Below are 20,083 nucleotides of genomic sequence, written 5' to 3' on the forward strand. Positions count from 1 at the left end.
TAGCGGGCGCGACAAGGGTTTCACGCGTGCAAAGAAAAACCCGCCGACGAAGCGGCGGGTTTTTCCATACGCGGTGGCATTGCGGCCTGCGCGGAACGATGCGATCAGCCGCACCACACCCGCGCGTTGCGGAACATGCGCATCCACGGCGAATCACCCTGCCATTCCGCCGGTGCCCAGCTCAGGTTGAGCGCGCGCGGGGTACGTTCCGGGTGCGGCATCATGATGGTGACGCGGCCGTCGCTGCTGGTCAGGCCGGTGATGCCGTCCGGCGAACCGTTCGGGTTCAGCGGGTACTGGCTGGCCACCTTGCCATTGCCATCGATGTAGCGCAGCGAGACACGTGCAGCAGCCTGGTCGACGGCATTGTCGAACACGGCCTGGCCCTCACCATGCGCCACCGCCACCGGCAGGCGCGAGCCGGCCATGCCACGCAGCAGGATCGACGGCGATTCCACCACTTCCAGCAGCGCGGTACGGGCTTCGAACTGCTCGCTGGCATTGCGGCGGAACTGCGGCCAGTGCTCGGCACCCGGAATGATGTTCTTCAGCTGGCTCATCATCTGGCAGCCGTTGCATACGCCCAGCGCGAAGCTGTCTTCGCGCGCGAAGAACGCGGCGAAGGCATCACGCAGTGCGCTGCGCTCCAGGATCGAGGTGGCCCAGCCACGGCCGGCACCGAGCACGTCGCCATAGCTGAAGCCACCACAGGCCACCAGGCCGGTGAAATCCTGCAGGGCCACGCGGCCTTCAATCAGGTCGCTCATGTGCACGTCGAAGGCGCGGAAGCCGGCGCGTTCGAAGGCATTGGCCATTTCGATCTGGCCGTTGACGCCCTGCTCGCGCAGCACCGCCACGCGCGGACGCGCTCCGGTGCTGATGAACGGTGCGGCCACGTCTTCGTTGAGGTCGAAGCTGAGCTTCGGCTTCAGGCCCGGTGCGTTGAAGGCACGCGCGACCTCGCGCTCGGCATCGGCGTTGACCGGGTTGTCGCGGCGCTTCTGCATCGCGTGGGTGACCGACCACCAGGCGTCGAACAAGGCCTCCCAGCGCCACTCGGCCAGGTTCTCGCCGCCCAGCGACACGCGCACCACCGGTGCGGTGGTCGGCTTGGCGATGCGCTGCGCGCATTCGGTCAGTGCATGGCGTTCGACCAGGTCGGCAAACGCGGCGCGGTCTTCGCGTGCGATCTGAACCACCGCACCCAGTTCTTCGTTGAACAGGCTGCGGAACGGATCATCGCCCCAGGCATCGAGGGTGATGTCCAGGCCCAGGCGCGAGGTAAACGCCATTTCGCACAGCGCGGCGAAGGCACCACCGTCGCTGCGGTCGTGGTAGGCCAGCAGCAGGCCGGACTGGCGTGCATCGCGGATCAGTTCGAAGAAACCTCGCAGGCGCTGCGGATCATCCAGGTCCGGGGCGGCGCCGGCGAAGGCCGGCAGGTCGCCGTGGTCGGCATGCACCTGGGCCAGGATCGAACCCCCCAGGCGCTGCTTGCCGGCGCCGAGGCCGATCAGCCACAGCTCGCTGTCCACCTCCCGGTCGAGCAGCGGGGTCAACTGCTGGCGTACGTCGGCGACCGGCGCGAACGCCGAGATCACCAGCGACACCGGCGACACGCTCTTGTGCGCTTCGCCCTGGTCGTGCCACTGCGCCTGCATCGACAGCGAGTCCTTGCCCACCGGGATGCTGATGTCCAGCTGCGGGCAGAGTTCCATGCCCACCGCCTTCACCGCGTCGTACAGCAGCGCGTCTTCGCCCGGGTGACCGGCCGCGGCCATCCAGTTCGCCGACAGCTTGATCTCATCCAGCGCATCGACCGGGGCCGCGCACAGGTTGGTCAGCGCTTCGCCCACCGCCATGCGTGCCGAAGCAGCGGCATCGAGCAGGGCCAGCGGGGTGCGCTCGCCGATCGACATCGCCTCGCCGGCCACGCCGTCGAAGTCGGCCAGGGTTATGGCCACGTCGGCCACCGGCAGCTGCCACGGGCCGACCATCTGTTCGCGCGCGGTCAGGCCGCCGACGCTGCGGTCACCAATGGTGACCAGGAAGTTCTTCGAAGCGACCGTCGGGTGCGCGAGCACGCGCAGGCCGGCTTCCTGCAGGTCCAGGCCACCGGTCTTCAGCGCCGGCCAGCGCGGTGCCGGCGGATGCGCGGTGTCGCGATGCATCTTCGGCGGCTTGCCGAACAGCACGTCCATCGGCAGGTCGATCGGTGCATCGGCCGGGGTGTGGCCCGGCACGGCGCCGTAAGCCACCACCAGATGCTCTTCAGCGGTGGCCACGCCGACGGCCGCGAAGGGGCAGCGTTCGCGGGCGCACAGCGCGGCGAACTCGGCCAGGCGCTCCTGGGCCACGCCCAGCACGTAGCGTTCCTGCGACTCGTTGCACCACAGCTGCATCGGTGACAGCGACGGATCATCGGTGGGCACCTTGCCCAGGTCGATGACACCACCGACGTTCGAGTCGTGCAGCAGTTCGGGGATGGCGTTGGACAGGCCACCGGCGCCGACGTCGTGGAAGAACTTGATCGGGTTGTTGGCGCCCATCGCCACGCAGCGGTCGATGACCTCCTGGCAGCGGCGCTCCATTTCCGGGTTGTCGCGCTGCACGCTGGCGAAGTCCAGGTCCTCGGCGCTTTCACCGGAGGCCACCGAACTGGCCGCACCGCCGCCCAGGCCGATCAGCATCGCCGGGCCACCCAGCACGATCACCGCATCACCGGCCTGCAGCGGGATCTTGTCGACCTGCACGCGATCGATTGCACCGAGGCCACCAGCCAGCATGATCGGCTTGTCGTAGGCGCGCACCAGGTCGGCGCCTTCCGGCAGCTCGAAGCTGCGGAAGTAGCCGAGCAGGTTCGGGCGGCCGAACTCGTTGTTGAACGCGGCGCCGCCGAGCGGGCCGTCGGTCATGATTTCCAGCGCCGGTGCCATGCGCGGGTTCAGCGCGCGCGGCGCCTCCCACGGCTGCGGCAATTCCGGAATGCGCAGGTGCGAGACCGAGAAGCCGGTCAGGCCCGCCTTCGGCTTGCCGCCACGGCCGGTCGCGCCTTCGTCGCGGATCTCGCCACCCGCGCCGGTCGAAGCGCCCGGGAACGGTGCGATCGCGGTCGGGTGGTTGTGGGTTTCCACCTTGATCTGGAAGGCACTGGGCACCTGCGCTTCGCGGCGGTATTCGCCACTGGCCGGATCGGGACGGTAGCGCGACGCCGGATGGCCTTCGATCACTGCAGCGTTGTCGCTGTACGCGCTGAGCGTGTGCTGCGGGGTCTGCTGGTGGGTGTTCTTGATCATCCGGAACAGCGAGCGGTCCTGTTCCTGGCCATCGATGGTCCAGCTGGCGTTGAAGATCTTGTGGCGGCAGTGCTCGGAATTGGCCTGCGCGAACATCATCAGTTCCACGTCCGACGGCGAGCGGCCCAGCGCGGTGAAGCGTTCACGCAGGTAGTCGATCTCGTCCTGGGCCATGGCCAGGCCGAGGCGCTGGTTGGCGGCCTCCAGCTGGTCCACCGGCACGCGTTCCAGCTCGCCACGGGCCGGCGCCGAGAACAGCGCCTGGCCCTGCTCCACGGTCTCCAGCACCGACTGCGTCATCGGGTCGTGCAGCGCCTTGACCAGCGCCTGCTGCACGGCGGCATCAGCCGGCCAGCCCTGCACATCGATACGCAGGCCACGCTCGACCCGGCTGACCGGCTGGCCGGCTCCGCGGACCAGTTCGGTGGCCTTGCTCGACCAGGGCGACAGCGTGCCCAGGCGCGGCACCACGATGCGGCTGACCGCGCCGTCGGCCACGGCTTCGGCCTGCGGCGCCGCTTCGAGGATGCGGCACAGCGTGGTCAGGTCGGGGGCGGCGCTGCCTTCGGGCTGCACGAAGTAGACGTGCCAGGCACCGCTGATGCGCAGGGAGGGAGCGATGGACTGCAGGCGGGATTCAAGACGTTCGCGGCGGAACGGCGACAGGGCGGGCGCGCCCTCGAGGACCATCATGTCCGGGGAACCGTAGTTGGGAAACGGGCCCGACATTGTACCGGAAGCAGGGGGATGGCTTTGGCCGGGCGGCGCCCGGCACCCGCCGAGGCCAGGGCCGAAGCAACGGCAACGGCCCAAGCAAAAGCGGGGTTCCCGTGGGATGGCGGGGGGGTGGGGGCCAGCAGGACACGCCGTAAACCCCGCTCCGCGGTCCGGCCCAGCCGCTGGCGGCTGGGCGTTCGGGCGCTTGCGAAGCAGTGCTTCGCAAACAAAGCGCCCTCACCCATGGGGCTCGATGGCGCCATCCATGGCGCCAACGGTCCTGCTGGCCCCCACCACCCCGCCCCCGACAGATTTCCGCGATCTGCGGTAGATCCACGCCATGCGTGGATGCTCCCCGGTAGTGCCGGCCGCTGGCCGACAACCAGGAAAATCTCAGAAGTCAGGTATTGGAGAGCGAAGCGACCGGCTTCTGCCTTTGATTTCTTGTTCTGTCTTCCGTGGCTGGCCGCGCAGGAATCTGTCCGTGGCCGGGCGGGTGGGCTGCGCAGGGGCGTAAGCGCCATGGATGGCGCGCCCGAGCCTACAGGGACGTATTCACGGCGTCCCCTGCGCAGCCCACCCGCCCGGCCAATCCCCGGAAATCCGCTGTTCGCAGCAAGCCCCAGCCACGAGGGGCCCCGCCGCTGGCCGCCGACCGCGCGCCAGCGCCGCTTTCCGCCCAAATCCTCGAACCATGCGCTTGCTCACGGATTGACCACGCAATTGATGACAACGTTGTCCCCACCTGGTGCCGGACTCTCTCCCCGGCCTCCCAGGTGCCTCCGTCCGGCCCCTCCGTCGCCTTCCCGGGCGATGCCCGGACCTGCGTCACGCGCGGCGCCATCGGGGCCCGCGCGCCCTTTGATCGGAGACTCACCCATGTACGACCCGATTGTGCGCAGTGCCGAACGTTCGACCCGAAGCTGTCGTCCCCGCCACCTGGCCTGGCTGCTTGCCCTGGCCGCCGGCAGCGCCGCCCTGCCCGGCCTGGCCCAGGCTGCCAGCTGTGCCGGCGTGGCCCAGTGGGACCAGGCCAAGATCTACCGGGCCGGCGATACCCTGCAGAAAGGAGGCGTCCTCTATCGGGCGAACCAGGACATCTGGAACGCGCCGCCGGACCATCCGGCCGGTGCGCCCTACTACACCAACCTCGGTGCCTGCGATGGCAGCGGCACCAACCAGCCGCCGGTGGTCAGCCTGACCTCGCCGGCCAACGGCGCCACCTTCAGCGCCGGCAGCACGGTCAACGTGACCGCCACCGCCAGCGATCCGGACGGCAGTGTCGCCAAGGTCGAATTCTTCCGCGACGGCAGCACGCTCGGCGTGGCCACCAGTGCGCCGTATGCAGCCAGCTGGACCAACGCCAGCGCCGGCAGCCATACCCTGCGCGCGGTGGCCACTGACAACAACAATGCCACCGCCAGCACGGCGACGATCACCATCACCGTCAACGCCGCCAGCGGCGACACCACCGCACCGAGCGTACCCGGCGGGTTGGCGGCCGGTACGCGCACCGCCAACAGCATCGCGCTCAGCTGGAGCCCTTCCACCGACAACACCGGCGGCAGCGGCATGGCCGGCTACGACGTGTACCGCAACGGCAGCCTGGTCGGTTCGCCGTCCAGTGCCAACTACATCGATGGCGGGCTGACCGCATCGACCACCTACCGTTACCGCGTGCGGGCGCGCGACAATGCCGGCAACGCGTCGGCGCAGGGCACCGAGATCAGCGCCACCACGCTGGCCGGTGACGGCGGCACCACCGGCAAGCGGGTCATCGGTTACTTCACCCAGTGGGGCATCTACGGCCGCAACTACCGGGTCAAGAACATCGACAGCAGCGGCTCGGCCGCGCGCCTGACCCACATCAACTACGCGTTCGGCAACGTGCGCAACAACCGCTGCGAAGTCGGCATCACCCAGCCGTCGGACCCGAACAGCGGTGCCGGTGGCGATGCCTTCGCCGACTACACCAAGGCCTTCAGTGCCGCCGAGAGTGTCAGCGGCAGCGCCGATACCTGGGACCAGCCGCTGCGCGGCAACTGGAACCAGCTCAAGCAGCTCAAGGCCAAGTACCCGAACCTGAAGGTACTGATCTCGCTGGGTGGCTGGACCTGGTCGCGCGGCTTCTCCAGCGCGGCGCGCCCGGAAAACCGCCAGGCCTTCGTTGCCTCGTGCATCGACGCCTACATCAAGGGCAACCTGCCGGTGACCGACGGTGCCGGCGGCGCCGGTGCGGCGCTGGGCGTGTTCGACGGCATCGACATCGACTGGGAGTACCCGGTGGCCTGCGGCATCGAATGCGGCAAGCCGGAAGACAACGCCAACTTCACCGCGCTGATGGCCGAGTTCCGCCGCCAGCTCGATGCGGTGCGTCCGGGCCTGTTGCTGACGGTGGCGGTGGGCGCCGGCATCGACAAGATCCGCGTCACCGATCCGGCGGCGTACCACCCGTACCTGGACTACATCAACGTGATGACCTACGACTTCCACGGCGCGTGGGATGCGAGGACCAATCACCAGTCGGCACTGTTCGATTCGCCGAATGATCCGTCCACCGGCGACCAGAAGCTGTACAACAGCAACGACGCCATCGAGGCCTTCATCAGCCGTGGCGTGCCCGCCGCCAAGCTCAACCTGGGCATCGGCTACTACGGGCGCGGCTGGACCGGTGTGGCCAACGCCAACAACGGCCTGTACCAGACCGCCACCGGTGCCGCCCCGGGCACGTATGAAGCCGGCATCGAGGACTGGAAGGTGCTGAAGAACCTGGCGTGGCCGGGCTACACCGACAACACCGCCGGTGCCACCTGGATCTACAACGGCAGCACGCTGTGGAGCTTCGACACCCCGGCCAACATCACCCGCAAGATGGGTTACGTGAAGACCCAGGGCCTGGGCGGCGCGTTCGTCTGGGAGTTCAGCGGTGACGATGCGCAGGGCACGCTGACCAAGGCGGTCAGTGATGGCCTGAAATAAGGGAAAAGCCGGGGGCGCATTTTTGCGCCCCCGGCCTCTGATCTGTAGCGCCGAGCCCATGCTCGGCTGATGGTTGCGCAGCCGAGCATGGGCTCGGCGCTACAGAAAAGGTCGGCGGCGATCAGCGCTTGGCCGACAGCTTTTCCAACGCCGCGCGCAGCTGCGCCGGCGGCAGGTAACCGCCCAGCTGGGTACCGTCCGGCGCGAAAATCGCCGGCGTGCCGTTCACGCCCAGCTGCTGGCCCAGCGCGTACTGCATCGCCACCGGATTGGTGCAGTTCCTGGCGGGAACGTTGCCGCCGCGCTTGGCGTTGGTCAGCGCCTGGCGACGATCCGCTGCACACCAGACCGAAATCATGTCGGTGTAGTCCTTGCTGCCCAGGCCCATGCGCGGGAACGCCAGGTACTCGACGGTGATGCCGTTGCGGTTGAGCTCGGCGATGTCCTGGTGCAGCTTGCGGCAGTAACCACACTCGATGTCGGTGAACACGCTGATGGTGTACTTGGCGTTCGGCGCGGCGAACACGATGCGATCGCCGTGGTTGGCCTTGGCCAGCAGGCCGCGCCGATAGCCGAGCAGGCCTTCGCTGTTGGCCGGGCCCTTGGCGCGGGTGTCGTAGGGCTGAGACTGGAACAGATAGCGGCCGTCATCGGACACATACAGAAGCTGGCCTGAAACGACGACCTCGCGGAAGCCGGGGAACGGCGCGGCGCCAATGTAGTCCACCTGGAAACCGGGGTTCAACGCGGTCAGTGCGGCGCGTACCGCCTGGTCGGCGGGCGCATTCGCAGCCGGGCTGGCCTTGGCCGCAGCGGCGGCGGGTGCCTTGGCGGCCGGTGGAGCCGGCTGGGCGCAGGCGGTCAGGCTGAGCGCACCGAACACGGCGGCGATGGCAAATCGGAGCATGGAGCGGTCCGCGACAGAAGAAGACCCCGGATTCTGACACAGCCGCCGGTACCGGGCGGCGACGCCCGGCGGCGCCCCGGGCAGCGATTCAGCCCGGCGCTCAGCCGCGCGGATGGTGGCGGGCGTGCAGCTTCTGCAGGTGCTCGCGCGCGACCAGGGTGTAGATCTGGGTGGTCGACAAGGAACTGTGCCCGAGCAGCATCTGCAGCGCGCGCAGGTCGGCACCGCGGTTGAGCAGATGCGTGGCAAAGCTGTGCCGCAGGCCATGCGGGCTGATCCGCGCCGGATCGATGCCGGCCACCTGGGCGTGGCGCTTGACCAGATGCCAGAACGCCTGCCGGGTCAGCGCATGCAGCGTCGGTTCGATGAACAACGGGGTCTGCCCATCCGCCAGGGCATGCACCTTGCCCTTGCCGACCAGCTGCGGGCGCGACTGCTGCAGGTAACGCTCCAGCCAGTGCTGGGACTCCTCGCCCAGCGGCACCAGCCGTTCCTTGCTGCCCTTGCCGGTGACCCGCAGCACGCCCTGGCGCAGGTTGACCGCCGTGGCCGGCAGCAACACCAGCTCGCTCACGCGCAGGCCGGCGGCATACATCAGTTCCAGCATGGCGCGATCGCGCAGGCCCAGTGGGCTGTCGATGTCCGGGGCCGCCAGCAGCGCATCGATCTGGCTCTCGGCCAGCGCCTTGGGCAGCAGCCGTGGCAACTTCGGCGGGTCCAGCAGCGCACTGGGATCCTCGCTGCGTTCGCCGCGGCGCACGCCATCGGCGAAGAACGCCCGCAACGCCGACAGCAGGCGCGCATTGCTGCGCGGCGACCAGCCATGCCGGGTGCGCCAGGCCAGATACTCGAACAATCCGGGACGCTCGATGCCGGCCAGGCCACCGTCGCGCCCATCCATCCAGCGCGCCAGCCCTTCCAGGTCACGCCGGTAGCTGTCGAGGGTGGCGCGGGCCAGGCCGTTCTCGGCCCAGATCGCATCGAGGAAGCGCTGGATGCGCACGCTGTCGTCGGCGCGAAGCTCGGGCAGTTGCTGGACCAGCTGGCGGCGTTCGGCGGGGGTGGAGACAAGGGCCATGCGTGCAGGATACGAGGGCCACTGCGGGCACGGCCAGCTTTGCGTATGCTCGGCGCATGTCCCGCCCTGCCACCGACACGGCCCCTGCGGCCGCTACCGAAATGCTCCATCCGCGCGCATTGCTGCTGTGGCGCGTGCTGGCGATGGTCTACGACGCACTGCCGGTGCTGGCGCTCTGGATGCTGGCCGGCACGCTGTTCACCCTCGCCTACACCTTCAGTGGCCACGCACAGCGCGAGAACATCGCGCCGTTCAGTGCCTGGCAGTGGCTGCTGTGGGCGGTGTGCTGGGCGGTCACGGGGTGGTATGCCACGGCCAGCTGGCGCCGCGGCGGACAGACCCTGGGCATGCGCCCGTGGCGGCTGAAAGTGCAATCAATCGATGGCACGCCGTTGCGGCGCGGGCAGTTGTGGCTGCGCTTTGCGGTAGGCACGCTGTCCCTGCTGCTGGGCGGACTGGGATTCTGGTGGGCGTGGGTCGACCGCCAACGCCTGACCTGGCACGACCGCGCCAGCGCCACCTGCATGGTGCGGATGCCGAAACGGTAAGGCGCTGTCTGTAGAGCCGAGCCCGTGCTCGGCTGCTTTCCGCACTGTACGTGACAGCCGAGCACAGGCTCGGCTCTACAACAATCAGAATCAGCCCGACTTGCGCCGGAACAGCAGTCCGGACACCGCCAGCATCACGATCGGCGGCAACGCGTAGGCAATGCGGTAGTCGAACTTCAGCGCGCCGGCCATGCGGCCGAAGAACAGCTGCAGCAGCCAGAAGCCCAATGCGAACAGGATGCCCAGGAACAGGCGCTTGCCCATGCCGCCGCTGCGCAGCGATCCGAACGCGAACGGCACCGCCGCCAGGCACAGGGCCAGCACGTTCACCGGATAGAACCAGCGGCTCCAGTACACATCCTCGAAATCGCGCGCGTCCAGCCCGTTGCGTTCGCGGTAGGCAATGCTGGTGCTGAGCTCGGACACGCTGAGGTTGCGCGGCTTGGCGATGCCGGTGGCCAGCGCGGCCGGGTCCAACTTCGAGTTCCAGGGCTCACGTGCCACTTCCTGACGGGTTGCCGAGCGCTCGCCAAAGGTGTCGCGGCGCACGCCGGTCAACACCCAGCCGTCCTTGTCGTGCTCGGCGGTGGCGGCGTGGGTCAACGAGGCGATCTTGCCATCTTCGGCGACCCGGTACAGGCGCACATCACGCAGGATCAGCCGCGTGCCCTTGTCGCCCACCAGCTGCTCCTCGCCGCTCTGCGCATTGAGGAAGGTGTCGCCTTCGCGCGCCCACAGCCCCGAGTAACGGGTAGTGGCAATATCCCGCCCCCATTTGGCGCTGGATTTCAGCGCATCGGCACGGTCCTGGCCCCACGGGCCCAGCGTCTCGGCGCTGAGCACCATCACCGCGGTCAGCAGCGACAGCGCAATCGCCACCGACACGCTCAGGCGCTTGCGCGACAGGCCCAGTGCACGCAGCGCGGTCAGCTCCGAGGTCGCGGCCAGCTGGCCCAGGCCCATCAGTGCGCCGATCACTGCGGCCGTCGGGAACATGGTGTAGGCGCGGCGCGGCACCGTGTACAGCACCCACGCGGCGGCATGCCCCAGGGTGTAGCCGTTCTTGCCGATGTCCTTGAACTCGCCGGAGAAGGCCATCACCACGTCCAGGCCCACCAGCACCGCCCAGGTCAGCAGCACGGTGGTGAACACCGACCGGCCCAGGTACAGGTCGAAACGCATCGGGCGCAGCCTCATGCGCGGGCTCCCTTCGGACGGCCCAGGCGGCCATCACGTACATACATCCAGATCGACAGCGCCAGCAGCGGCAGGGTCAACCACCACAGGCCGAGCGCGGGCGGAATCTTGCCGTTGGCAATCCAGCCGCTGCCGATGAACATCAGGTTGGTGCCCACCATGTAGGCCAGCAGGGCCAGCATCATGCGGCCGTAGCGCTGCTGGCGCGGCGAGCTGCGGCCCAACGGCACGGTCAGCAGGGCGAACGCCAGCGCGATCAGCGGCGGTGCCAGCCGGCGATGCAGCTGCGCCTGCGCCTGCGGCCGTGCATCACCGATCAGCTGCAGGGTCGGCATCAGTTCCGGGTCGTCCTCGGTGCGGGTCTGTGCGCCATCGGGCAGGGCCACGTCGTTGCGGGCGAAGGTCGCCAGCCGGTAATCCAGCCCAGCGGCCACCGGGCCTTCCACCTGGTGGCCATCATCCAGCTCCAGGAAACGCTGGCGGGTGCCCTCGAAGTACATGCGGCCACTGTTGGCCGACACCACTTCCAGGCGATCGTCCTTCTGCCGCTGCAGGAACACCTTGCCCAGCTCGGTGCCGTCAGGCGAGATCGAGGACAGGTAGACCACGCCGCCATTGGGCAGCGGCGTGAACCGGCCCGGCTCCAGGCCGGCCATCAGCACGCTGCGGTTGGCCTCGATGATCATCTGCTCGGCCACCCGGCCGGCCCACGGGCCCAGCCACAGCGAGCAGGCGCCGACCAGCAGCACCACCGGCACTACCAGCATCAGCAGCGGTCGCAGCAGTCGCTTGGGGCCAACACCAATGGCGGTGATGACCGCCATTTCCGAGTCGCGGTACAGCCGCGCCACGGCCAGCAGCAGGCCCAGCATCAGGGCCAGCGGCAGGATCAGCGGCAGGTAGGCGATGAACTGCAGGCCCAGCTGGGAGAACAGCAGCTTGGCCGGCAGGCGTCCGTCGGCGATGTTGCCGAGGATGTCCACCAGCACGCCGCCCACGCTGACCACCAGCAGGACGATCAGGGTAGCCAGGAAACTCTGGACGAAATCGCCCAGCAGGTATCGGTCGAGCTTCAGCATGGGGCGGTGGTTTAAACTCTGGGGTTCGTTCGCGGTGCCGCCCAGTCTACTGTCTGGGCGTAAACGGCCTGCGATTGTACGGACTCGCCAATGGAATCTGCTCAATGGCCCTCGAATTCACCCTGAACCACGTTGCTCCGGCCGCCGCCACCGTTGATTGCCTGGTGGTCGGCGCGTATGCCGACCATACCCTGACCCCGGCCGCGCAGGCCCTGGATGCCGCAAGCGGTGGCCGCCTGGCGGCCCTGGCCGAGCGTGGCGACCTGTCCGGCAAGACCGGCGCAACCACCCTGCTGCACGACCTGCCGGGCGTGACCGCCCCGCGCGTGCTGGTGGTCGGCCTCGGTGAAGCCGCCCGTTTCGGCGTGCCGCAGTACCTGAAGGCCGTGGGCGACGCCGTGCGCGCGCTGAAGGCCGGTGCTGCCCGCAGCGCACTGTTCACCCTGTCCGAAGTGGCGGTGAAGGACCGCGACGCGGCCTGGGCGATCCGTCAGGCGGTGATCGCCGCCGATCACGCCGCCTACCGCTACACCGCCACCCTGGGCAAGAAGAAGGCCGACGACGCCGGTCTGACCCAGCTGGCCATCGCCGGTGACGACGCGCAGGCGCTGGCTCAGGGCCAGGCCATCGCCGCCGGTGTCGAGTTCGCCCGCGAGCTGGGCAACCTGCCGCCCAACTACTGCACCCCGGCCTATCTGGCCGACGTGGGCGTGAAGTTCGCCGGCGAGCACGAGGGTGCCGAAGCCGAGATCCTCGACGAGCACCAGATGGAAGCGCTGGGCATGGGCTCGCTGCTGGCCGTGGCCCGTGGCTCGGCCAACCGCCCGCGCCTGGTCGTGCTGAAGTGGAACAATGGCGGTGACGCCAAGCCGTACGTGCTGGTCGGCAAGGGCATCACCTTCGATACCGGTGGCGTCAACCTGAAGACCCAGGGCGGCATCGAGGAAATGAAGTACGACATGTGCGGTGGCGCCAACGTCATCGGCACCTTCGTCGCTGCGGTCAAGGCCAAGCTGCCGCTGAACCTGGTGGTGGTGGTGCCGGCGGTGGAAAACGCCATTGATGGCAACGCCTATCGTCCGTCGGACGTGATCACCTCGATGTCGGGCAAGACCATCGAAGTCGGCAACACCGACGCCGAAGGCCGCCTGATCCTGTGCGACGCGCTGACCTACGCACAGCGCTTCGAGCCGGCCGCGCTGGTCGACGTGGCCACCCTGACCGGTGCCTGCATGGTCGCCCTCGGCCACCAGACCGCCGGCCTGATGAGCAAGCACGATGACCTGGCCAACGAGCTGCTGGCCGCCGGCGAGCACGTGTTCGACCGCGCCTGGCGCCTGCCGCTGTGGGACGAGTACCAGCCGATGCTGGATTCGACCTTCGCCGACGTCTACAACATCGGTGGCCGCTGGGCCGGTGCGATCACCGCCGGCTGCTTCCTGTCGCGCTTTACCGAAGGCCAGCGCTGGGCCCACCTGGACATCGCCGGCGTGGCCAGCGATGAAGGCAAGCGTGGCATGGCCACCGGCCGCCCGGTCGGCCTGCTGAGCCAGTGGCTGCTGGACCAGGCCGCCCGCGCCTGATGCCGTACCCGACCCTGGCCGGCAGACGCCGGCCGGGGCCTCGCCCGGCACTGCCGGGCCCCTGCCTGACCCGGACCCTGCCATGCCCCGCGCCGACTTCTACCTGATCGCCAAGCCCCGCTTCCTGACCGAGCCGCTGCGCCTGGTCTGTGAGCTGGCGCGCAAGGCCAACGACGCCGGGTTGTTCACCCTGGTGCTGGCCCGTGACCAGGCCCAGGCCGAGGAGCTGGACGAGCTGTTGTGGGCATTCGACAACGACGCCTACATCCCGCACCAGATCGCCGGCGAAGACATGGACGAGGAAGAGGCCCTGGTACTGATCGCGGTACCCGGCACCGAGGCACCAGCGCGTCCGCTGGTGATCAACCTGCGCGACGAGCCCTGGCTGGGCCAGTGCGAGCGCGTGCTGGAAGTGGTGCCGGCCGATCCGGAAGCGCGCGAACCGCTGCGCGAGCGCTGGCGCCAGTACAAGGCCGCCGGTTACGACCTGAACAAGCATGACATGTGACCGCGCCCCGGCCCCCTTGATGGGCCGCCGCCGCGCCCTGATCCTTCAACGATTACCTCCTGGTTCCCCCGCATGACCCAACTCGCCTCCAGCTACGACCCGACGTCCTTCGAGACCGACCTCTACGAGGCCTGGGAGAAGGCCGGCCACTTCAAGCCGTCCGGCACGGGCGAGCCGTACACCATCCTGCTGCCGCCGCCGAACGTGACCGGCACCCTGCACATGGGCCACGCCTTCCAGCAGACCCTGATGGACGCGCTGGTGCGCTACCACCGCATGCGCGGCTACGACACGCTGTGGCAGGTCGGTACCGACCACGCCGGCATCGCCACCGAAATGGTGGTCAGCCGCAACCTGGCGCTGGAAGGCAAGGGCGAGACCCGCGATTCGCTGGGCCGCGAGGGCTTCATCGGCAAGGTCTGGGAGTGGAAGCAGCAGTCCGGCGACACCATCGAACGCCAGATGCGTCGCCTTGGCACCTCCGCCGACTGGTCGCGCAGCACCTTCACCATGGACCCGCAGCCGTCGGCGGCGGTCAATGAAGCCTTCGTGCGCTGGTACGAGCAGGGCCTGATCTACCGCGGCCAGCGCCTGGTGAACTGGGACCCGGTGCTGAAGACCGCCATTTCCGACCTGGAAGTGGAGAGCGCCGAGGAAGACGGCTTCCTGTGGTCGATCGCCTACACGCTGGACGAAGGCCTGAGCTACGAGCACGTCGAGCGCGATGCCGACGGCGTGGAAACCCTGCGCGAAACCCGCGACTACCTGGTCGTCGCCACCACCCGCCCGGAAACGCTGCTGGGCGATACCGCGGTGATGGTGCACCCGGAAGACGAGCGTTACGCGCACCTGATCGGCAAGAGCGTGGTGCTGCCGCTGACCGGCCGCCGCGTGCCGGTGATCGCCGACGACTACGTGGACCGTGCGTTCGGCACCGGCGTGGTCAAGGTCACCCCGGCGCACGACTTCAACGACTACGAAGTGGGCGTGCGCCACAGCCTGCCGATGATCAACCTGTTCACCCCGGTGGCGGCGCTGAACGAGAATGCTCCGGAGCGATTCCAGGGCCTGGACCGTTATGAGGCGCGCAAGGCCGTGCTGGCCGAACTGGAAGACCTGGGCATCCTGGTCGAAACCAAGGCGCACAAGCTGCAGGTGCCGCGCGGCGACCGTACCGGCCAGGTGATCGAGCCGTACCTGACCGACCAGTGGTTCGTGAAGATGGACGACCTGGCCAAGCGTGGCCTGGAACTGGTCGAGGACGGAAGCATTTCCTTCGTGCCGCCGAACTGGATCAACACCTACCGCCACTGGATGAACAACATCCAGGACTGGTGCATCAGCCGCCAGCTGTGGTGGGGCCACCGCATCCCGGCGTGGTTCGATGCCGCCACCGGCAACTGCTACGTCGGTCGCAGCGAAGCGGAAGTTCGCGCCAAGCACAACCTGGGCAGCGACGTGGTGCTGAACCAGGAAAGCGACGTGCTGGAGACCTGGTTCTCCTCGCAGCTGTGGCCGTTCTCCACCCTGGGCTGGCCGAACGAGCAGGCCATGGCCGAGCGTGGCTTCGACCGCTACCTGCCGTCGTCGGTGCTGATCACCGGCTTCGACATCATCTTCTTCTGGGTGGCCCGCATGATCATGGCCACCGACAACCTGGTCGGGAAGATCCCGTTCAAGGATGTCTACTTCACCGGCCTGATCCGCGACGGCCAGGGCCAGAAGATGTCCAAGAGCAAGGGCAACGTGCTCGACCCGCTGGACATCATCGACGGCATCACCATCGACGACCTGGTCGCCAAGCGCACCGGCGGCCTGATGCAGCCGAAGATGGTGGAGAAGATCGAGAAGGCCACCCGCAAGGAATTCCCGGACGGCATTGCTGCCCACGGTGCCGATGCGCTGCGCTTCACCATCGCCGCGCTGGCCACCCACGGCCGCGACATCAAGTTCGACATGAACCGCGCCGAGGGCTACAAGAACTTCTGCAACAAGCTGTGGAACGCCAGCCGCTTCGCCCTGATGAACACCGAGGGCGCTGCGTTCACCGGCGCGCCCAAGCCGCGCACCGATGCCGAGCGCTGGATCCTCGCCCGCCTGGCCGCCACCACCGCCGAGGCACAGGGGCATTTCGCCGCCTACCGCTTCGACCTGCTGGCGCAGTGCCTGTACGAGTTTGCGTGGAACGCGTTCTGCGACTGGTTCCTGGAGCTGAGCAAGCCGGCCCTGAACGGTGCCGACGCCGCCGATGCCGAAAGCACCCGCCACACCCTGCTGTACGTGCTGGAAGCGCTGCTGCGCCTGCTGCACCCGCTGACGCCGTTCATCACCGAACAGCTGTGGCAGCAGCTGGCCCCGCGCCTGGGCCTGGCCGAAACCACGCTGTCGCTGCGCCCCTACCCGACCGCCGCCGAGTTCGAAGGCGATTTCGCCCAGGCCGAGGCCGACGTGGAATGGCTGAAGGCGGTGATCAGCGCGGTGCGCCGCGTGCGCAGTGAGCTGAACGTCGCGCCGTCCAAGCTGGTGCCGCTGCGCCTGCAGGCCGGCCTGGAACAGGACCGCGTGCGTATCGAACGCTTCAGCGCTTCGCTGTCGTTCCTGCTGAAGCTGGACAGCATCCAGTGGCTGGCCGAAGGCGAAAGCGCACCGCCGGCGGCCGCCGCGATTGTGGGCGAGCTGAAGCTGCTGGTGCCGCTGGAGGGCCTGGTCGATCTCGATGCCGAGCGCGCGCGCCTGGACAAGGAGATCAAGCGCGTAGAAGGCGAGCAGGAAAAGAGCGAGAGCAAGCTGGCCAGGTTCACCGACAAGGTGCCGCCGGCCGTGGTCGAGCAGGAACGCGTGCGCCTGGCCGACTGGAACACCCAGCTGGCCGGCCTGCGCGAACAGCGCGCGAAGCTGTAACGCCGCGCTCTGGTGCGTGCCAACCAAGGTTGGCACCTACCACGGCGGGAGAGGTTGGCACCCACCCAAGCGGAATGGGAAACGCCGGGCGATGCCCGGCGTTTCCATTTCCCCCGCATGGCATCATCGCCGGATGCCTCTTTCGATCTTCCTGCTGGTTCTCGCCGCTGCGGCACTGCATGCCAGCTGGAATGCGATCGTCAAGCGCGGGCCGGACAAGTTCCTCGGCACCGTGCTGGTCACCGGCAGCGCCGCGCTGCTGTCGGCCGCCGCCCTGCCCTTCCTGCCTTTTCCCGCCGCGCACAGCTGGCCCTGGCTGGGCGCATCGGTGCTGTTGCAGGTGACCTATTACGGGCTGGTCGCACGCTGTTACCAGCAGGTCGACATGAGCCTGGCCTACCCGCTGATGCGTGGCAGCGCGCCGATCCTGGTCGCACTGGCGGGCACCCTGCTCGGTGAACCATTGCCCGCTGCAGCGTGGCTGGGCGTGGTACTGGTGAGCACCGGCATCCTGTGCATGGCAGTGGGTGCGCGTGGCGGCCAACTGCGCCTGCCGCTGCTGACCGCAGCGATGATCGCCACCTACACGCTGGTCGATGCGCAGGGTGCGCGCCAGTCCGGCAGCGCGCTCAGCTACACGTTGTGGTTGTTCCTGCTGTCGGGCATTCCGCTGCCGCTGTGGGCGTTGTACACGCGCGGCGGCGCGGTGCTGGACTATGCCCGGCGGCATTGGCCGCTGGGACTGGCCGGTGGCGTCGGCACCACCGCCTCCTATGCGATGGCATTGTGGGCCATGACCCAGGCGCCGGTGGCAATGATTTCGGCGCTGCGCGAATCCTCGATCCTGTTCGCGCTGCTGATCTCGGTGTTCCTGCTGCGCGAGCGGATTCCGCGCGCGCGCTGGCTGGCGGCGTCGCTCATCGTCGGTGGCGTGCTGGCGTTGCGGCTGGCGTGATGGGCGCGTTGGTAGTGCCGGCCGCTGGCCGGCAACCCGTCTGCGTCACAGCGGCGGCATCACCTGCAGGTCGCCGTCGACCAGCTCGATCGCCATCACCACCGCGTCCTCGCGGCCCTGTGCGGCCGGGTAGTAGCGCGGGCGGCGGCCGATCTCGTTGAAGCCTTCGCTGTGATACAGCGCCAGCGCCGGCGTATTGGACGGACGCACCTCCAGGAAGACGCGCTGGGCACCACGGTCGGCGGCCAGTTGCACCAGCGCGCGCAGCAGCTGGCGGCCCAGCCCGCGCGACTGTGCCAGCGGGTCGATGCAGATGTTGAGCACGTGCGCTTCATCCGCGGCGATGCTGAGCACGCCATAGCCGACCAGCAGGCCATCGCGCTCCATCGCCAGGCCGGGATAACCGGCGCGCAGGCAGTCGATGAAGATGCCGCGGGTCCAGGGAAAAGGATAGCCCCGCAGCTCGATCGCCATCACGGCATTGAGGTCACTCTCGCGCAGCGCACGCAGGCTGACCGGGCCGGGCCGGGTTACCGCGCTCACGGCGTGCCCCGCTTGCGCAGGGCACGCAGCTGCGGCCACAGCGCACGCTTGGCGGCCGGGTCGCGGCGCAGCTGGTCCAGCGGCCAGCTGTCCATCAGCATCTGCGTCGCCGGGTCGTTCGGGTTGCAGCCAGAGGCGCGCAGCAGCGCGATCTGCAGGCGATCGGGCAGGCGTACCACCGGCTGTCGTGTGTTGCCGCTGGGCAGCGGGCGCTCCGCCGCCTGCACGGTATCCGGGGCACTGACCGGCGTTTCGCGGCGCGGCGGTGCCGGGCGTTCCGCGCGTACTGCGGTCGCGGGCGCGGCGTGGGCGTCGCGCGGCGGCACAGCAGCCCGCACCGGCTCCGGCGGGGCAACGCTGGCTTCGGCTTCGGCCACGCTCAACTGCAATGCGGCATCCAGCTCGGCGGCCAGCTGGCCGTCGTGATAGACGGTATAGCCCATGGCCTGCAGCCAGGCCTGCTGGGCCGGTGACCACAGCACGGGCAGGTCCTGGCTCACGCGGCCTCGGGCTTCTTGCGCATGCGCTGCACGGCCCACATCACCGGGCCGGACAAGGCGTACAGGATGCCGACCGCGAACAGCACGCGCGGCAGGTCGATCACCGCAATGGCAATGGCGACCGGCACCAGTGCCAACACCAGGAACGGCACGCGATCCGAACGGGTGCCCTTGGCATCGCCGCCCTTGAAGCTCCAGAAACGGATACGGCTGACCATCAGCAGCGCAGCGATGATCGTCACCGCCAGCGCCACGTAGCGCAGCTGGTTGCCATCCCAGCCCAGGTTGCCGTCGGCAAACGCCCAGACGAAGGACATCATCAGGCCCGCTGCGGCCGGGCTGGCCAGGCCGACGAACCAGCGCTTGTCGACCACCGCCACCTGCGTGTTGAAGCGGGCCAGGCGCAGCGCCGCGCAGGCCGCATACAGAAAGGCAACGGCCCAGCCGACGCGGCCGAGCAGCGGATCGTCGAACTTCAGCCACGACAGCGACCAGTGGTACATCACCAGCGCCGGGGCCATACCGAAGCTGACCAGGTCGGCCAGCGAGTCGTACTGCACGCCGAATTCGCTGCTGGTACCGGTCAGGCGCGCCACGCGCCCGTCCAGGCCATCCATCACCGCCGCCACGAACACGGCGATGCTGGCGTTGACGAAATCCCCGTTGGCCGCGGCGATGATCGCGTAGAAACCGGAGAACAGGCCGGCGGTGGTGAACAGGTTGGGCAACAGGTAAATCGTGCGCGAGCGCGGCGGCGGTGTGATCGGGTCCATGGAATCCAGTTTAATCGACTTGCCAGTGCTCGGCGCCAATGCTGCAATCGGCGTTCTACGCCCATTCCGTGGAGTTTGCCATGCGTGCCCTGTCCTGCCTTGGATGCCTGCTACTGTTGGCCAGTGCCAACGCCGTGGCCGGTCCCGTGTACAAATGGAAGGACGCCCATGGCGTGACGCAGTACTCGGAGACCCCACCGGCGGGCAAGAAGTACGAGACCCGCGAGCAGGCCCGCACCCCGCAGGCCGCGGCCAGCACCGAGACCCCGGCCGCGCCGGTTCCCGAGCAGTGCAGCACGGCCCGGGCCAACCTGGCCCTGCTGGACGGCGGTGGCCAGGTGATGCAGGACACCGATGGTGATGGCAAGGCCGATACCCCGTTGACCCCGGAGCAGCACATCGCGCAGAGGGGATTGGCGGAGGCCGCCATCAAGGCGTACTGCCCACCGGCCGCTTAAGGGTATCGGCAGGGCTGCGCCCTGCACCTGCAGAGGCTGCAAGCAACGGCAACGTCAAAAG

The 20,083-nt window shown here is 68.5% G+C and carries 15 protein-coding genes; 7 read left to right on the forward strand and 8 right to left on the reverse strand.

Going from position 1 to position 20,083, the window contains the following annotated elements:
• Positions 1-104 precede the first annotated feature (104 nt).
• Positions 105-3,989 (reverse strand): phosphoribosylformylglycinamidine synthase, encoded by a 3,885-nt coding sequence (gene purL / locus AC2A1N_RS00725; protein WP_242891100.1) that lies wholly within the window; start codon positions 3,987-3,989, stop codon positions 105-107.
• Between the two features lie 903 nt (positions 3,990-4,892).
• Here purL and AC2A1N_RS00730 point away from each other — a divergent pair.
• The gene (locus tag AC2A1N_RS00730) at positions 4,893-6,992 is read left to right on the forward strand and encodes a glycosyl hydrolase family 18 protein (RefSeq protein ID WP_242891102.1); all 2,100 of its coding nucleotides are present in this window, start codon (positions 4,893-4,895) and stop codon (positions 6,990-6,992) included.
• A 121-nt stretch (positions 6,993-7,113) separates the two neighbouring features.
• Here AC2A1N_RS00730 and AC2A1N_RS00735 read toward each other — a convergent pair whose 3' ends face one another.
• Positions 7,114-7,899 carry a thioredoxin fold domain-containing protein gene (locus tag AC2A1N_RS00735; RefSeq protein ID WP_154350214.1) on the reverse strand — a complete coding sequence of 262 codons (786 nt, stop codon included), beginning with the start codon at positions 7,897-7,899 and terminating at the stop codon, positions 7,114-7,116.
• Between the two features lie 100 nt (positions 7,900-7,999).
• Positions 8,000-8,977, reverse strand: a complete 978-nt coding sequence (xerD, locus tag AC2A1N_RS00740) for a site-specific tyrosine recombinase XerD (RefSeq protein WP_242893113.1) — start codon at positions 8,975-8,977, stop codon at positions 8,000-8,002.
• Positions 8,978-9,033: 56 nt separating this feature from the next.
• Here xerD and AC2A1N_RS00745 point away from each other — a divergent pair, with 56 nt between their 5' ends.
• Positions 9,034-9,525 (forward strand): RDD family protein, encoded by a 492-nt coding sequence (locus tag AC2A1N_RS00745; RefSeq protein ID WP_242893116.1) that lies wholly within the window; start codon positions 9,034-9,036, stop codon positions 9,523-9,525.
• Between the two features lie 90 nt (positions 9,526-9,615).
• Here the strand turns inward: AC2A1N_RS00745 and lptG are convergent, their stop codons facing one another.
• Together lptG and lptF are read right to left on the reverse strand one after the other, a co-directional pair.
• Positions 9,616-10,722, reverse strand: a complete 1,107-nt coding sequence (gene lptG, locus AC2A1N_RS00750; protein WP_049414332.1) for an LPS export ABC transporter permease LptG — start codon at positions 10,720-10,722, stop codon at positions 9,616-9,618.
• Positions 10,719-11,801: an LPS export ABC transporter permease LptF gene (gene lptF / locus AC2A1N_RS00755; protein ID WP_061480611.1), complete on the reverse strand. Its 1,083-nt coding sequence runs from the start codon at positions 11,799-11,801 to the stop codon at positions 10,719-10,721. The genes lptG and lptF overlap by 4 nt, the downstream gene beginning before the upstream one ends.
• A 104-nt stretch (positions 11,802-11,905) precedes the next feature.
• Here lptF and AC2A1N_RS00760 point away from each other — a divergent pair, with 104 nt between their 5' ends.
• From AC2A1N_RS00760 to AC2A1N_RS00775, 4 genes are all read left to right on the forward strand, one after another.
• Positions 11,906-13,384 carry a leucyl aminopeptidase gene (locus AC2A1N_RS00760; protein WP_154350212.1) on the forward strand — a complete coding sequence of 493 codons (1,479 nt, stop codon included), beginning with the start codon at positions 11,906-11,908 and terminating at the stop codon, positions 13,382-13,384.
• 82 nt (positions 13,385-13,466) lie between these two features.
• On the forward strand, positions 13,467-13,892 hold the full coding sequence (locus AC2A1N_RS00765) for a DNA polymerase III subunit chi (RefSeq protein WP_005415211.1): 426 nt from the start codon (positions 13,467-13,469) through the stop codon (positions 13,890-13,892).
• Positions 13,893-13,964: 72 nt separating this feature from the next.
• The gene (locus AC2A1N_RS00770) at positions 13,965-16,793 is read left to right on the forward strand and encodes a valine--tRNA ligase (RefSeq protein ID WP_242893124.1); all 2,829 of its coding nucleotides are present in this window, start codon (positions 13,965-13,967) and stop codon (positions 16,791-16,793) included.
• Positions 16,794-16,926: 133 nt separating this feature from the next.
• Positions 16,927-17,748 (forward strand): EamA family transporter, encoded by an 822-nt coding sequence (locus tag AC2A1N_RS00775; RefSeq protein ID WP_134709453.1) that lies wholly within the window; start codon positions 16,927-16,929, stop codon positions 17,746-17,748.
• A 45-nt stretch (positions 17,749-17,793) separates the two neighbouring features.
• On the opposite strand, the gene rimI is transcribed toward AC2A1N_RS00775, so the two are convergent.
• Genes rimI through pssA form a run of 3 tightly spaced genes read right to left on the reverse strand, consistent with a single transcriptional unit; the run spans position 17,794 to position 19,564 of the window.
• The gene (rimI, locus tag AC2A1N_RS00780; protein WP_111200806.1) at positions 17,794-18,291 is read right to left on the reverse strand and encodes a ribosomal protein S18-alanine N-acetyltransferase; all 498 of its coding nucleotides are present in this window, start codon (positions 18,289-18,291) and stop codon (positions 17,794-17,796) included.
• A complete protein-coding gene (locus AC2A1N_RS00785) occupies positions 18,288-18,791 on the reverse strand; it encodes a hypothetical protein (RefSeq protein WP_242893128.1) in 504 nt (167 codons plus the stop codon). Before AC2A1N_RS00785 ends, rimI begins: the two co-directional genes overlap by 4 nt.
• Complete coding sequence (gene pssA / locus AC2A1N_RS00790) at positions 18,788-19,564, reverse strand: CDP-diacylglycerol--serine O-phosphatidyltransferase (protein WP_061480606.1); 777 nt, start codon at positions 19,562-19,564, stop codon at positions 18,788-18,790. Before pssA ends, AC2A1N_RS00785 begins: the two co-directional genes overlap by 4 nt.
• An 80-nt stretch (positions 19,565-19,644) precedes the next feature.
• On the opposite strand from pssA, the gene AC2A1N_RS00795 reads away from it, so the two are divergent.
• Entirely contained in the window at positions 19,645-20,022 is a 378-nt protein-coding gene (locus AC2A1N_RS00795; protein ID WP_242893132.1) for a DUF4124 domain-containing protein, read from the forward strand.
• The last annotated feature ends 61 nt before the right edge of the window (positions 20,023-20,083 follow it).

It is taken from the genome of Stenotrophomonas maltophilia group sp. SKK55, assembly GCF_057179845.1.

Bases quoted from the DNA above. Each gene is read 5' to 3' on its own strand.
- purL (WP_242891100.1), bottom strand. From the start codon at position 3,989: ATGATGGTCCTCGAGGGCGCGCCCGCCCTGTCGCCGTTCCGCCGCGAA.
- AC2A1N_RS00730 (WP_242891102.1), top strand. From the start codon at position 4,893: ATGTACGACCCGATTGTGCGCAGTGCCGAACGTTCGACCCGAAGCTGT.
- AC2A1N_RS00735 (WP_154350214.1), bottom strand. From the start codon at position 7,899: ATGCTCCGATTTGCCATCGCCGCCGTGTTCGGTGCGCTCAGCCTGACC.
- xerD (WP_242893113.1), bottom strand. From the start codon at position 8,977: ATGGCCCTTGTCTCCACCCCCGCCGAACGCCGCCAGCTGGTCCAGCAA.
- AC2A1N_RS00745 (WP_242893116.1), top strand. From the start codon at position 9,034: ATGTCCCGCCCTGCCACCGACACGGCCCCTGCGGCCGCTACCGAAATG.
- lptG (WP_049414332.1), bottom strand. From the start codon at position 10,722: ATGAGGCTGCGCCCGATGCGTTTCGACCTGTACCTGGGCCGGTCGGTG.
- lptF (WP_061480611.1), bottom strand. From the start codon at position 11,801: ATGCTGAAGCTCGACCGATACCTGCTGGGCGATTTCGTCCAGAGTTTC.
- AC2A1N_RS00760 (WP_154350212.1), top strand. From the start codon at position 11,906: ATGGCCCTCGAATTCACCCTGAACCACGTTGCTCCGGCCGCCGCCACC.
- AC2A1N_RS00765 (WP_005415211.1), top strand. From the start codon at position 13,467: ATGCCCCGCGCCGACTTCTACCTGATCGCCAAGCCCCGCTTCCTGACC.
- AC2A1N_RS00770 (WP_242893124.1), top strand. From the start codon at position 13,965: ATGACCCAACTCGCCTCCAGCTACGACCCGACGTCCTTCGAGACCGAC.
- AC2A1N_RS00775 (WP_134709453.1), top strand. From the start codon at position 16,927: ATGCCTCTTTCGATCTTCCTGCTGGTTCTCGCCGCTGCGGCACTGCAT.
- pssA (WP_061480606.1), bottom strand. From the start codon at position 19,564: ATGGACCCGATCACACCGCCGCCGCGCTCGCGCACGATTTACCTGTTG.
- AC2A1N_RS00795 (WP_242893132.1), top strand. From the start codon at position 19,645: ATGCGTGCCCTGTCCTGCCTTGGATGCCTGCTACTGTTGGCCAGTGCC.